This window comes from Streptomyces albidicamelliae (assembly GCF_025642175.1).
GTDB classification, from domain to species: Bacteria; Actinomycetota; Actinomycetes; order Streptomycetales; family Streptomycetaceae; genus Streptomyces; species Streptomyces albidocamelliae.
Genome location: NZ_CP106795.1, coordinates 3,352,954 through 3,366,414, shown reverse-complemented (window position 1 = coordinate 3,366,414; position 13,461 = coordinate 3,352,954). Strand labels below are relative to the sequence as shown.

General features: G+C 74.2%; 12 protein-coding genes and 1 tRNA gene. 3 read left to right on the top strand and 10 right to left on the bottom strand.

The features are described from left to right. Positions 1 to 20: 20 nt before the first annotated feature. Positions 21 to 1,109, top strand: a complete 1,089-nt coding sequence (locus N8I86_RS15485) for an LLM class flavin-dependent oxidoreductase (protein WP_073900426.1) — start codon at positions 21 to 23, stop codon at positions 1,107 to 1,109. On the opposite strand, the gene N8I86_RS15480 is transcribed toward N8I86_RS15485, so the two are convergent. Further along, positions 1,088 to 2,893, bottom strand: a complete 1,806-nt coding sequence (locus tag N8I86_RS15480; protein ID WP_263278028.1) for a putative bifunctional diguanylate cyclase/phosphodiesterase — start codon at positions 2,891 to 2,893, stop codon at positions 1,088 to 1,090. The genes N8I86_RS15485 and N8I86_RS15480 overlap by 22 nt on opposite strands. A gap of 322 nt (positions 2,894 to 3,215) precedes the next feature. Here N8I86_RS15480 and N8I86_RS15475 point away from each other — a divergent pair, with 322 nt between their 5' ends. Further along, entirely contained in the window at positions 3,216 to 4,475 is a 1,260-nt protein-coding gene (locus N8I86_RS15475; protein WP_263278027.1) for a M6 family metalloprotease domain-containing protein, read from the top strand. Between the two features lie 60 nt (positions 4,476 to 4,535). On the opposite strand, the gene N8I86_RS15470 is transcribed toward N8I86_RS15475, so the two are convergent. From N8I86_RS15470 to N8I86_RS15435, 8 genes are all read right to left on the bottom strand, one after another. Continuing rightward, a tRNA-Lys gene (locus tag N8I86_RS15470) sits at positions 4,536 to 4,609 on the bottom strand. Further along, complete coding sequence (locus N8I86_RS15465) at positions 4,600 to 5,169, bottom strand: bifunctional DNA primase/polymerase (RefSeq protein ID WP_073900432.1); 570 nt, start codon at positions 5,167 to 5,169, stop codon at positions 4,600 to 4,602. Before N8I86_RS15465 ends, N8I86_RS15470 begins: the two co-directional genes overlap by 10 nt. A 135-nt stretch (positions 5,170 to 5,304) precedes the next feature. Beyond that, on the bottom strand, positions 5,305 to 5,673 hold the full coding sequence (locus N8I86_RS15460; RefSeq protein ID WP_073900434.1) for a hypothetical protein: 369 nt from the start codon (positions 5,671 to 5,673) through the stop codon (positions 5,305 to 5,307). Between the two features lie 227 nt (positions 5,674 to 5,900). Then, positions 5,901 to 6,053: a hypothetical protein gene (locus N8I86_RS15455; RefSeq protein WP_263278026.1), complete on the bottom strand. Its 153-nt coding sequence runs from the start codon at positions 6,051 to 6,053 to the stop codon at positions 5,901 to 5,903. Next, positions 6,050 to 7,387: an AAA domain-containing protein gene (locus N8I86_RS15450; protein WP_263278025.1), complete on the bottom strand. Its 1,338-nt coding sequence runs from the start codon at positions 7,385 to 7,387 to the stop codon at positions 6,050 to 6,052. Before N8I86_RS15450 ends, N8I86_RS15455 begins: the two co-directional genes overlap by 4 nt. After that, positions 7,384 to 8,955, bottom strand: coding sequence for a hypothetical protein (locus tag N8I86_RS15445; protein ID WP_263280110.1), 1,572 nt, complete (start codon positions 8,953 to 8,955; stop codon positions 7,384 to 7,386). Before N8I86_RS15445 ends, N8I86_RS15450 begins: the two co-directional genes overlap by 4 nt. Beyond that, positions 8,843 to 10,186 (bottom strand): hypothetical protein, encoded by a 1,344-nt coding sequence (locus N8I86_RS15440; protein ID WP_404830809.1) that lies wholly within the window; start codon positions 10,184 to 10,186, stop codon positions 8,843 to 8,845. Before N8I86_RS15440 ends, N8I86_RS15445 begins: the two co-directional genes overlap by 113 nt. Beyond that, positions 10,083 to 11,027, bottom strand: coding sequence for a phosphatase PAP2 family protein (locus tag N8I86_RS15435; RefSeq protein WP_073900441.1), 945 nt, complete (start codon positions 11,025 to 11,027; stop codon positions 10,083 to 10,085). The genes N8I86_RS15440 and N8I86_RS15435 overlap by 104 nt, the downstream gene beginning before the upstream one ends. Before the next feature lie 236 nt (positions 11,028 to 11,263). Here N8I86_RS15435 and N8I86_RS15430 point away from each other — a divergent pair, with 236 nt between their 5' ends. Continuing rightward, on the top strand, positions 11,264 to 11,860 hold the full coding sequence (locus N8I86_RS15430; protein WP_263278024.1) for a histidine phosphatase family protein: 597 nt from the start codon (positions 11,264 to 11,266) through the stop codon (positions 11,858 to 11,860). A gap of 42 nt (positions 11,861 to 11,902) precedes the next feature. On the opposite strand, the gene N8I86_RS15425 is transcribed toward N8I86_RS15430, so the two are convergent. Then, a complete protein-coding gene (locus N8I86_RS15425; protein ID WP_263278023.1) occupies positions 11,903 to 13,435 on the bottom strand; it encodes a hypothetical protein in 1,533 nt (510 codons plus the stop codon). Between the last annotated feature and the right edge of the window lie 26 nt (positions 13,436 to 13,461).

The following is a 13,461-nucleotide window of genomic DNA, read 5'->3' as shown; positions in this document are numbered from 1 at the left end:
AGAAACAGGAGGCCCACACCGTGTCGGCAGACGAGATCCGGGGCACGACGCACGGGACCGCCCCCGTCCCCCTCTCCGTACTGGACCTGGTGACCGTCGGCGCGGGCAGTACCGCCACCGACGCCCTGCGCACCAGCGTCGAGCTGGCCCGGCTCACGGAGTCCCGCGGCTTCCACCGGTACTGGGTCGCCGAGCACCACTCCATGCCCGGCGTCGCCTCCTCCTCGCCCGCCGTGATCCTCGCCCACCTCGCCGCCCACACCGAGCGCATCCGGCTCGGCTCGGGCGGGGTCATGCTGCCCAACCACGCCCCGCTGGTGATCGCGGAGCAGTTCGGCACGCTGGAGGCGATCGCGCCGGGGCGTGTCGACCTCGGTCTCGGCCGGGCCCCCGGCACCGACGGCGCGACGGCGGCCGCGCTGCGCCGCACCGACACCCTCAATGAGGGTGCCGACGACTTCCCGCAGCAGCTCGCCGAGCTCACCCGTTTCCTGGACGACGACTTCCCCGACGGCCACCCCTACCGGCGCATCCACGCGATCCCCGGCCCCGTGCAGGCCACCGCGCCGGGCGGCGTCCAGTCCCCGCACCGCCCGCCGATCTGGCTGCTCGGCTCCTCGGGCTTCAGCGCCCGCCTGGCCGGACTGCTCGGTCTGCCCTTCGCCTTCGCCCACCACTTCTCCGCGCAGAACACCGTCCCGGCGCTCGACCTGTACCGGGAGACGTTCCGCCCCTCCGAGGTGCTGGCCGAGCCGTACGCCCTCATCGGCGTCTCCGCCCTCGCCACGGACGACGAGCGCGAGTCCCGCCGCCAGACCCGGGCGATGGCCCTGAACATGCTCCGGCTGCGCACCGGCCGCCCCGGCCTGTTCCCCGACCCGGAGGAGGCCGAGCGGCACGAGTTCAGCCCGATGGAGGAGGAGTTCATCGGCTCCTGGACGGCCAACATCGTGCACGGCACCGCCGACGAGGTCCGCTCCGGACTGGACGCGCTGCACAAGCGCACGGGCGCCGACGAGCTGATGCTCACCTCGCACGCCCACCGCGGCGCGCTCCGCCTGCGCTCCTACGAACTGATCGCGGACGCCTACGGATTGCCGACCGCGTAGGTCTGCTCCCCGAGCAGCTCGGAGATACGATCCGGCGGCACCGGACGGGAGTACAGCCAGCCCTGTCCGGTGTCGCAGCCGATCCGGCGCAGCCGGGTGGCCTGGGCGGATGTCTCCACGCACTCGGCGGTGACGGTCAGCCCCAGGCGGTGCGCCAGCTGGATCATCGCCTCCACGATCACCTCGTCGGCCGGGTTGGGCGCGATCGTCTTCTTCTCGCCCTCGTACTGGAAGCCCCGCACGAAGGAGCCGTCCAGTTTCAGGACCGACACCGGCAGCCGGCTCAGATAGGCGAGGTTGGAGTAGCCGGTGCCGAAGTCGTCGATGGCGATGCGCACCCCCATGTCGCTGAGGGCCTGGAGGGCCTGGAGCGGACGGCCCGCCGAGCCCATCACCGCGGACTCGGTGAGCTCCAGCTGCAGCAGGTGCGGGGCGAGTCCGGTCTCGGCGAGGACCTCCGCCACGTCCGCCACCAGATCGGAGTCCCACACCTGGCGCACGGCCACGTTCACGCTGACGAAGATCGGCGGCTCGTCCGGGTGGTCCAGCTGCCAGCGGCGGGCCTGCCGGCAGGCGGTGATCAGCGCCCAGCGGCCGAGCTGCACGATCGAACCGTCCTCCTCGGCCAGTCCGATGAACCGATTCGGCGTCAGCGTGCCGAACTGCGGATGATGCCAGCGGATCAACGCCTCGACCCCGCTCAGCCGTCCGTCCTCCATGCCGACCAACGGCTGGTAGTCCAGGGCGAATTCGCCGCGCTCGATGGCGGGGCGCAGGGTGGAGGAGAGGGCCTGCCGGGTCATCAGGTGCGCGTTGCGCTCGGGGTCGAACAGCGTCCAGCGGGCCTTGCCGTCCGCCTTCGCCCAGTACAGGGTCGTGTCGGCCGCCTGCATCAGGCCCGTCGCGGTGGTGCCCGCCGCGTGCCGCTCGACCACACCGATGGACGCCGTCAGCGACAGCCGCTGCCCGGCCAGGTCGAAGGGCGCCTCCAGGGCCTTCAGCGCCGACTCGGCGAGGTCCGCGAGCTGTTCGGTGCCGGTGGAGTCCTCCACGAGCAGGGCGAACTCGTCGCCGCCGAGCCGGGCCACGAGGGGGGTGGCGGCGCGGGCGTACCCGGCCTCGTCGGCGACCCGGTTCAGGCGCTCGGCCACGGCCGCGAGCAGCCGGTCGCCGACACGGTGGCCGAGAGTGTCGTTGACGGCCTTGAACCCGTCGAGGTCCAGGTAGCACAGGCCGATCCGGCCGGTACCGCTCTGCTCGTACGACTCCGCCTCCAGCGCGGCCGTCAGCCGCTCGAAGAACAACGTGCGGTTGGCCAGCCGGGTCACCGGATCGTGCATCTGCAAGTGCCGCAGCCGCGCCTGGAGTTCGCGGCGGGCGCTGATGTCCGTCACCGACAGCAGGACACCGGGTCCGCCGTCGGCCAGCGGGGCGACGGTGACCTGCACCCACAGCGAGCGCCCGTCGGGATGCTTCAGCCGGCGGGTGCAGCGCAGCCGGGCCTGCCGGCCGCGCAGGACCTCGCGGTAGGCGTGCCAGGTACGGGCGTCCGAGGCGAGGTCCACCAGATCGGCGGCGACCCGTCCCGGGAACGACTCCGGATCGGTGCCGAGCAGCTCGCCGAAGGCGGAGTTGGCGCCCGTGACGATGCCCGCGGCGTCCACGACCGCCATGGCGAGCGGGGCGGCCGCGAAGACACGGCGATAGGTGGACTGATCACTGTCTGTGACGGCTGACCGGTCGAGGTCTGCCGCGGGCGTCGGCCCTTCGGACGTTCCGCTCACCGCTCGCTCCCGCAGTGCACTCGATCTCTGTCCGTGCCGGAAAGTGTGCCGATCATAGAGGCTGGCCCGGAGGCCTTCCAGCCACTCTCCAGTCTCCCGGACGGAGTACAGGTTCTGACAGATCGTTTCTGCCCGCACCTGGACGGGTTCTTCAGGCCCCCGACCAGTTGTGACGTTCCGTGAGTGTTTCGGGGGTGTCGAGCGCCGGGGCGCGCCGGGGCGCGGGTGGGGCGCACTCACCCTTCTGGTGCAGACAAACAGGGCATGGCGTGGCGAATCCCAGCAATCTGGGTGCGGGTCCCGAGAGTCGCATCCGGAGGTCATGCCCGTGCCCATGCTGCGCAGCACCGCCGCCGTGTGCACCACGCTGTCGGCGCTCGCCGCGACCTCGATCCTCACCGGCCCGTCGGTCGCCGAGCCCTTCTCGACGGCACCCTGCGCCCTGGAGCGCAGCACGGCCCACCACTCGGAGGGCGTGGACACCTGGAACCCGGTCTACACCCGCCCGACCGGCGCGCTCGACGCCGTGATGATCTTCCTGTCCTTCCCGGACGCCACTCCGCGCACCACCCCGGCCGAGCTGACGTCCGACCACTTCCCCGCCACCAGCCGCTTCTACGAGCAGGCCTCCTACGGCAGGTTCACGCTGCACCCGCACCCGCTGAAGCACTGGCTGCGCATGCCGCGCCCGTCGACGGCGTACGCCATAAGACGGGACTGGAGCGCCGAGGACCGGGCCGCCTACCTGCGGGACGCCTTCGCCGTCGCGGACAAGGAGGTCGACTTCTCGCGGTACCCGGTGGTGTACTTCGTCGCCGATCCGGACGCGCCCGGGGTGGACTCGGACGCCACCAAGGTCGTGAACCTCGACACGCCCATCCAGGTGGACGGCACGGACGTCCGGCGGGTCGTCACCGTGTTCGAGAAACATCCGCCGGACCGGCTGGTTCTCGCCCATGAGACCGGGCATGTCTTCGACCTGCCCGACCTCTACCACCGCCCCGTCGACGGCAAGGGCGACTGGGACACCTATGTGGGTGACTGGGACCTGATGGGCAGCCAGTTCGGACTGTCGCCGGATCTGTTCGCCTGGCACAAGTGGAAGCTCGGCTGGCTCGACCCGCGCCAGGTGGCGTGCGTCCGCGGCGCCGCTCCGACCCGTCTCACGCTGGAACCCCTGGCCGCGGGGCCGGGCGTCCCGGTGCAGGGCACGGGCGGCGCGCCCGCCTTCGGCCTCGGCAACGGGGTGAAGCTGGCCGTCGTACGCACCGGGCCGGACAGCGCCCTGGGCTTCGAGGCGCGCGGGGCCGCCGGGAACGACCACGCCTCCTGCCGGCAGGGCGTCCTCGTCTACCGGGTGCACAGCGGTGCCGAGTCCGGCGGCGGGCCGGTCGAGGTCGTCGACGCCCATCCGCGCACCGAGGCCTGCTGGGAGAACTCGGTCTACCCGCCGCTGGCCGACGCTCCGGTGGCGCTGGGGGAGAGCTTCACCGTGCCCGGGGAGGGTGTGAAGGTGGAGGTGGAGGACCGGACGGCGTCGGGCGCCTGGACGGTGAAGATCACACCGGCGGTACGGGACTGAAAAACAACGATGGCGAGCCGTCATCGCATTTCTGCGATCATGACTCGCCATCGTCCAACGTGCGCCGCCAGGGACTCGAACCCCGGACCCGCTGATTAAGAGTCAGCTGCTCTAACCAACTGAGCTAGCGGCGCCTGCTGACGTCGTAGACCTTAGCATCCTGATCGGCGGGAGGAAAAATCGATATCCGTACGGCGGCACGGGCGGCCCGTACGGCCGCCCACAGGGCGATCTCGGGGCCGGGCAGCCACGGATGCCGGGTGTCGGGGGCGACCAGCCAGCGGGCGCTGCCGGAGGCGTCGCCCGTGGTCAGGGGCGGTACGGTCACCGCGTCCCCGGGGCCGTGGCACAGCAGGGGCGGCACCGCGTCCGCCCGGGTGGAGCCCCACTCCTCCCAGGCCAGCAGGGAGGGCAGCCGCTGGGCGGTGCCGGGGGCGGTGAACAGCAGCACCCGGCCCCGGAACACGGCGACGGGGCCGGAGCCCGGCCCCTCGTCCCACAGCCGGTCCAGCATGCGGCGGCCGAAGACCGCGGGGGCGCTCACCACGTCGAAGGCCGTGCCGCAGGGCAGGACGACCGGGGCGTCCGGGCGCTCCTCCCACAGGGCCAGGGTGCTGCGGGGGTACGTGCTCGCCGAGGCCATCCAGGCGATGCCGTCGCCGGTGGCACGCGTGACGTTCGGTGTGCTGCTCATGGCAGACAGGTGTACCGGCCGTGACCGCGCGGATTCCCTGGGTTGCCGAAAATCGGGACACCGGGGGTGGCGGGGGAGTATCTTGCCCGCCCGGCATATGCCAAGCGGGAGCCCCAAGGGCACCACCCGGGGCCGCTACACGGGGTCCGGGGACGTCCGTCCCTCGCTGTCGCCCCGCATCAGGTCCCGGCCGAACTCGACCATCTTCTTCGCGTAGTCCTCGGTCCACTCGGCCCGCTCGGCGATGTCCGCCGCGGTCAGCCGGTCGAACCGGCGCGGGTCGGCCAGCTGGGCCGCCGCGATCGCCTGGAACTCCACGGCCCGGTCGGCCGCCGCGCGGAACGCCTGGGTCAGCTCCGTCGCCCGCGCGAGCAGCGCCCGCGGGTCGTCAATCGACTCCAGGTCGAAGAAGTGCTCGGCGTCTCCGGCCGCCTCCGCGGGCTCGAAGAGCAGGGGCGCGGGGCGTAGCCGCGGTTCGTTGCGACGCGGCGTGGGCTCCGCCATGTCTTGTCTCCTCCTCGTACGGTTCGCTGGGCGCCGCCTTCAGGTGGGCTACCGTCCATTGTCCCGCGCCCGCGCAAGGGCACCCACTCCCCCTCACGCTCACCACGCGTCACCACGGCGGAATCCGCCGACGCTCGGCCGAACGGGTGAGCCGGGGGCGCGGGGTGCCTCGTCACGGGTGCCGGACTTCGTCCGGCCGGGGCCGGTCCGGGCGCTCGGGGCGTTCGTCACGGGTGCCAGGTGACGCGGTGTTCCGTGAGGTGGGCCAGGACCGCGTGGTTCGCCTCCCAGCCGTCCGGGCTGTGTTCACCGGCCACCTCCGGTGGCGTGCCGGACTTCGTCCGGCCGGGGCCGGTCCGGGCGCTCGGGGCGTTCGTCACGGGTGCCAGGTGACGCGGTGTTCCGTGAGGTGGGCCAGGACCGCGTGGTTCGCCTCCCAGCCGTCCGGGAACTTCACGAGGGTGCCCAGCTGGACGGGTTCCGTGGACGGGTAGTCGTCCAGCAGGTCGCCCACGCCGGCCCGGCAGACCACGATGCAGGCGTGCCGGTGCCGGGACGCCAGGACGCACAGGCGGCCGGTCTCCAGGTGGAACGCGGTCGCGTCGGGGCGGCCGGAGAGCGGATGCAGGACCACGGTGACGTCGTACTCACGGCCCTGGAGACGGTTCGCGGTGTCCACCGTCACCTCCCGCACGCCGAGGTCGGCCAGCGCCGCGCGGACCGCCGCCGCCTGGTCGCGGTGGGCCGTGCCGACGGCGATCCGGTCGGCGGTCAGGGCAGTGGGGTCCGGCGAGCGCTCCGAGACCGCCGCGCCGCCCCGGTCCAGCAGCCGCCGTACGACCAGCGCCACCGCGCGCACCGCCTCCGGGTCCGTGCGCGGGGTGTGCCGGGCGGGCAGCTCCAGCAGGCCCCAGCCGGACTCCGCCGCCTCGTCGATCACCCGGTCGGGGCCGGAGCCGTCGGAGGGCACCGCGAAGGCCAGCCGGCGGTCGCCGTGGCCGGTGCCGCTGCGGAACGGGGTGTACGGGTAGAACGCGGCGGAGACCAGGGGCGCCGCCGACGCCGGGAGCCGCCAGGACACCGGGAGGCGGTGCTGGGGAAGCTCCGGGTTGTGCGCCAGGAGGGTGGTGACCGCCGAGGCCGACGGGTCGTACGACAGGCCCGCCCACTGCTCGCTGCCGACGATCGCGAACGGGTCGAGCTGGCCCGGGTCGCCCACGAACAGCGCCCGTTCGAACAGGCCCGCCACGGCGAGCAGGGAGTCGGAGCGCATCTGGTACGCCTCGTCCACGATCGCGTGCCGCCAGGGCTCGTCCACCTTGACGTGCGCCCACTTCGCGGCCGTGGAGAGCACCACCGGCAGGCCGTTCAGGTCGGCCGCCTTCGCCGACGGGCGGACGTTCGGCAGGTCGTCCAGCGCCTTGTCGTACGGGTCGCCGTCACTGCTGTGCAGGCGGCCCACGGGCAGGTCCGGACTCTTCTCGGCGAGCCGCAGGACCAGATCGTCCACCTGGGCGTTCGTCTGGGCCACCACCATCAACGGGCGGCCCGCCCCGGCCAGTTCGAGGGCCGCGCGGACCACCAGCGTGGACTTGCCGGCGCCGGGCGGGGAGTCGACCACCACGCCCCGCTCCGTGCCGTGCAGCGTGTCGTGCAGGATCGCGTCGGTGGCGCGGGCGGCCGCGGCTCCGGGATCGAAGTCGACGGTCGTCACAGCACGTCCTCCTCGGTCACGGTGTCGGGGGCCTCCGCCGCGCGCTCGCCCGGCGGGCCGCCGTGCGTCCAGGGCGTCTCCTCGGGGTCCGGCAGCTTCGCCCCGCCCCGCTGCTCGTGCTCGAAGAGGGTGAAGCAGACCAGGTCGCCCTTCTCCGGCACCGAACCGGGCTCGGGCTCCTTGCCGCGGCCCATCTTGTCCACGATCCGCAGCACCAGCACACCGTCGGCCTCGGCACCGGCGAACTCCGCCGACTGCGGTCTGCCGCCCAGCGAGCGGTACACCTTCGCCCGCTCGGCGAGATGCGGCCGGTCGTCCGTGCGGACCGTCACCAGCGGACGCGGGCTCGGCCTCCTGCCCTCGCTGTACGTCATGACGACGTCGGTCACCTCGCCCGCGAAGGCCTCACCGGCCAGCCGCCGCCCGGCCATCTCCAGCGGATCGTCCAGCGCCTCCTGAGCCTCCAGGCGGCCCTGCTCCCGCTCGCGCGTCGCCAGCTTGTTCGCCGCCGTCACGGCGTCGTCCCGGCGCGGCTGCGGCGGCTCGCCGGCCAGCACCCGGTCCCGGTGACCGGTGAACGACCAGCGGTCCCGGGTCCACCGCTCCTCGACGTGCGCGCCCGCCGGCAGCTCCCGCAGCAGGTCCAGGCCCCGCCACACCGCGTCCCAGGTGGGCCGCGTACGGCTCTCGACCAGGTCGCGGACGTCCCGCTCGGCCGCGGTGAGCGCGGCGAGCCGGTCGTCGGCCTCCAAGGGGTCCTCGGCGGCGGCGAGGGCGCCGCGCGCGCGGTCGTGGCGCGTGATCGCCGGGGCCAGCAGCTTGTTGTCGAACGCCGGGTCGGTGGCCGGACCGGCCGGCGGGCACAGCAGCTGCCCGTCCCGGTCGCGCTCCAGCTCGGCCCGCCGGGCGGCCTCGGCGCCGGTCAGGCCGTCCGGCGGGGCGATCCAGGCGAGCAGCGCGCCCAGGTGCTGGTCCTCCAGTCCGGACTGGCCGGTGGCCCAGTGCCGGGACAGCACCTCGGTGAGGGCCAGCAGCAGCGAGGAGCCGGGCACCCGGGCCCGCTCGCCGTAGTGGGTCAGCCACCGGCCCAGCAGCGGCACCCGCGGCGGCGCCGGATGGGGCGCCTCCGGGTCCTGCTCGGCCGTGCGGCGGAACCGCATGGAGCGGCCGAGCAGCCGTACGTAGTCCAGGCCGGCGCGGCTCGGCACGATCAGCTGGGGCGCGTCCGAGCACAGCTCGACCTCGACCTTGACCCGCTTGCCGGTCTCCGGGTCGGTCTCGGTGCGCTCGGCCGCCTCGACCGCTCCGGCGTAGGAGTCGACGTACGGCAGGACGACGTCGGCCAGTTCGGCGAGGAACGCGAAGCGCAGGTCGCGGTCGCGGGGCTGGGGCACGGCCAGCAGGCGGGGCGCGTCCCGGTCGGTGCCCACCAGCGCGCCGAGCGGGGCGCCCGCCTCACCGGCGGTGGTGAGCGGCACGAACACCAGCGGGCGGTCGGACAGATGCCGGTGGCGGACGGTCGCGGCCGGCTGTGCGCGGCCGGAGCTCACGGCCTCGAGCCGGGCCAGGGTGGTGATCAGCGACACGCGGGCACCTCCACGGGGGTCTCCGCGTGCGGGCGGGGGCGGCCGGGCCGGCCGCGCGGAGGGCTTCGGCGCGCAGTTGCGCCGCGCGGCGCAGGGCCGCCACCGCGGGGTCGTCGGGGTCGCCGCTCTCGCCGCGGGCGGCGGCCAGGACGTCCTCGACCGTGCCGAGCCCGCCCAGTTCGGCGCGCAGGGGCCTGCCGAGGCGGGTGACCGCGCCGGCCGCGCGGGAGCGTTCCCGGCAGTGGAAGGCCAGTTCGCAGGCGGCCAGGCACTCGGGCGCGTACGTCGCCGGTACCGCCTCCACGGCGGCGGTCAGTTCCTCGGCCGGCCGGTCGGGCGCGAAGCACGTGCCCTCGGGCAGGGCGTCGGCGATCTCGTCGATCCGGGTGAGCCGGGCGAGCTGGCGTGCGGTGACCGCGCGCTGCTTGCGCACGTCCACGGCACGCCCGGCGGGCAGGTTGGAGAAGTCCTTGGGGCACACCAGCAGCACCCGGTGGTGCACGCGCGGGGGAGGGTCGAGCCGGGCGGCGACGTCCTCCAGCGCGAGCACGTACACCGCCGACTGCCGGGCGGCCGCGCCCACCTTGGCCGGGTCCGCCGAACCGTCCACCATCGGGAAGGACTTGATCTCCACCACGGACCAGCTGCCGTCGGGGTGCACGACCACGGCGTCCGGCTCCAGGAAGGCGAGGGAACCCGCCACGTCCAGCGCCAGCATCGGGTGGTCGAGCAGCGTCCAGCCGCCCGCGCGCGTGGCCTCGCGCAGCGCCAGAGCCGTACGGGCCGTACGCCCCTCGGGGCCCTGCGCGGCCAGGTCGGGCACGGCGGCCGCCTCGGGCCGGTCGGCGCCCGGGTCCAGATGGGCGTGCGCGAGCCGCAGCAGCTCCGCGCCGCCGTCCGCCTTCACCTTCGCCTCGAACGCGTTGCCCCGGGTCAGCGCGAACTGCGACTGCCCGAAACCGGACGGCGCGCCCAGCGCGCCCGCCAGCCGCGCCTTGTCCACCCCGGCGCCGTCCAGGATCGCCCGCCTGCGGCACCCGGGGTTGGCGGCGAGCGCCGCGAGGGCGCGCGCGTCCAGGGCCCTGGCCGGTACGTCGGGACCGCGCAGCTCAGCGAGCCGGTGCCGGAGCGCCTTCTCCCGCGTCCGCGGGGGAGGTGTCCGGTTCGCCTCCGGCGTCGAGCTGCGACTCGCGCTGCCGTGGAATTCGCTCACCCGCGGAAGTCTGGCATCCGGCACTGACAATCGGGGAACCCGTGCCGTCCGTGACCGGTGCGGTGCGCGGGAACAGCCGGGCCCGCAGCACGTCCGCGACCCGTGTCACGTGCGGTGCCAGCAGCAGGCCGACCCCCATCACGGCGACGCCCGCGACCGCGTCCAGGAAGTAGTGGTTGGCGGTGCCCATGACGACGATCGCGGTCAGCAGCGGGTAGGCCACGCCGAGGACCTTCGTGAGGCGGGTGCCGCCGTGGCGCCACAGCATCACGCCGCACCACAGCGCCCAGCCGCAGTGCAGGCTGGGCATGGCCGCGTACTGGTTGGTCATGCCGCCCAGGCCGCGCGGCGCGCTGGCCTCGCCGCCCCACCAGCCGTACGAGCTGTACTGGGCCATGGTGTCGACGAAGCCGTGGCTTGCCGAGAGCAGGCGGGGCGGGCAGGTAGGCAGCAGCGTGAAGCCGATCAGGCCGAGGAACGTGGACGTCATCAGCCAGGTGCGGGCCGCCCGGTAGTACCGGGCACGGGACCGGAACAGCCAGACGAGGATCGCGGGTGTCACCAGGTAGTGCAGCGAGGCGTACCAGAAGTCGGCGGGCACACCGAGCCACGGCTCCCGGGTGAACAGCCGGTTCAGCGGGTGTTCGGCGTTCAGGTGCAGCAGCTTCTCGATGCGCAGGATCGACAGGCCGTGGTCGACGGCCCCCGAGACGTCACCGCGCGCGAGGAGGCGGCCGGCCGAGTAGCAGCCGTAGACGAGCAGGATCAGCGGCAGCTCGGTCCACCAGCGCGACCGGGCAGGCTGGCCCACCTCGGTGCCCGGTGTCTCGGTGCGCGCCATCCGATCGCCCTCCCCCTCCTGTACGGACCGCCCCCGGCGAGGCGACCGTGCCACTTTACGGTGTCCCGTCGCCGCCCCTCGGGCCGACCGGGTCTCGCCCGTGCGGGCGCTCGGTCCAGGAAGACGCGGGGATCGCCCGCCGGGTTGCCCGGCCTGCGGGTGAGCGATGATGGAGGGACCCCGTCCTCGTGTTTCCGCGGCGTCCGTCCGGCGTCCGCCTCCCGGAAAGGTCCCCCATGGCACCGCGCATCCTGCTGGCCCGGCACGGACAGACGGCATGGTCGCTGTCCGGCAAGCACACCGGCAGGACGGACGTGCCGCTCCTGGAGGAGGGCCGGCGCGGGGCCAAGCTGCTCGGCGAGCGGCTGCACCGCGCCCCGCTGGACGGGCTCGCGGAGGCGGAGGTGCGCACCAGCCCGCTGTCCCGCGCGCGGGAGACGTGCGAGCTGGCCGGCTTCGGCGACCGTGCCGCCGCGTGGGACACGCTCATGGAGTGGGACTACGGGGCGTACGAGGGCATGACCCCGGCCGAGATCCAGGCCGTGCGGCCCGGGTGGCTGATCTGGCGCGACGGTGTCCCCGAGGGAGAGAGCCTCGCGGAGGTCACCGCGCGGGCGGACGAGGTCGTGGCGTGGGCGAGGTCCGCCGACCGGGACGTGCTCGTGTTCGCCCACGGGCACATCCTGCGGTCCATCGGCGCGCGGTGGCTGGGGCTGCCGCTGGAGTTCGCGGCCCGCATCCGCCTGAACCCGACCTCGCTGTCCGTGCTCGGCTGGGCCTACGGCGAACCGGCGATCGAGAGCTGGAACGACCTGGGTCACCTGGTGCCCTGACCCGGCGGCCCCCCGGCCCGTCCCCGGCCGCCGCGAACGGAACTACGCCTTCCCGGTCCTCGGCATGGAGGCGTGGCGGTCCAGGAACTCCGACACCCCCGAAGCCCGCCGGTGCGGCAGCAGGACCCGCGCCGTGCCGGCCAGCATCGTCTGGATGCGGGAGGACTGGACCTGGTCCAGCAGGGTCAGGACGCGCAGACCCGCCTGGGCCGCCTCGTCGGGACGGCCCTCGCGCGCGAGGTCGTCGGCCAGTTCCGCGGTGTATAGCGCGATGTTGCGGGTGAAGTGCGGATCCTGGAGATGGGCCGCCCTGCGCGCGTGCCGGGACGCCCGCCGCCAGTCGCCCAGCGTGGACCAGCACTGCGCTTCGAGGCCCTCCAGCTCGGCCTCGCCGTAGAAGCTCATCCACTCGGGGTCGGCGTCCGAGCGGCCACGCGCGAACAGGGTCTGCGCGCGGACCAGCGCCTGTTCGCAGCCAGTGCGGTCGGCGAGCCCCGCCCAGCCGCCCGCCTCGCGCAGGGAGAGCAGCGACATCAGGCGGGGCGAGCCGAGGGGCCGGGCGGCACGCTGGGCGGCCTGCGCGGCGCGGACCGCCTCCCGGGGCCGGCCGGCGTCCCGGGCCAGGAACGCGGTGTTGCAGAAGGCGTGCGCCTCCAGCGCCGCGTCCCCGGTCATCCGGGCGGTGGCCAGGGCCTCCGCGTAGTGCGAGCGTGCGTCGTCGAAGCGGCCGGAGTCGTGGGCCAGCCAGCCCACGGAGATGGCGAGTTCGCCGGCGCCCGAGTGCAGCCGGTCGGCGGTGGTCTGCCGGGTCGCACCGGCGTCGAGCAGCGCGAAGGCGGCGCGCAGCGGGGCCGCCGCGCGCCGGTACAGGCCGTCGGCGCCGTGCCGGTCGTCCAGCAGGCGGATGCGGCGGACGGCCTCCTCCAGGGCGGTCGCCTCGGGGCTGCCGGGCCGGCGCGGCGGCCGGGCGGCGGCCACCGCGTCCTTGGTGAGCCGCAGCGGGCCCAGCGTGGCGGCGGCCACCGTGGCGCCTCCGCCGGTCATGAATGCGCGACGCAGCACGTCGCTCTCCTCGTGGTTCAGGTGGTCTTTCGCGTACGGCTCGTGCGGGTCGTACGGGTCCTGCGGGTCGAACGGTTCGGGCGGGCCGTACGGGTCCTGTGGGTCATACGGCTCGACCGCCCCCCATGTCTCAAGGGCCCCGCCCGCCCGGGGGAAGCACGGGGTGCCACCGGTGGCGGGTACCTCCGGTGCCCCGGGGGCGTCCGCCACGGTGCGGGCCGCTCGTCCGCGGACGGACGAGCGGGGCGCGAAGCCGAGGTCGGTGAGCGTGCGGCCGGGGAACATGTGCAGGAACACCCGTTCGTACGCGTAGTTGGGACAGCGGATCTCACCCGCCTCGACCCGGCCCACGTAGCGCGCGTCACAGCTCACCCGCTCGCCGATCTCGCGCGCGGCGCGCCGTACGAGCGCCGCGAACTCGGCCGGTGAACGCCTGCCGCGTAACTGCCGGAAGGCGACGTTGGGCCGGAGCGGCCGGTCGGGCTGTGACGAGGTCTCCGTTGACGACGCCATGGCCGGGTCCTCTCGTGCGAACCGTC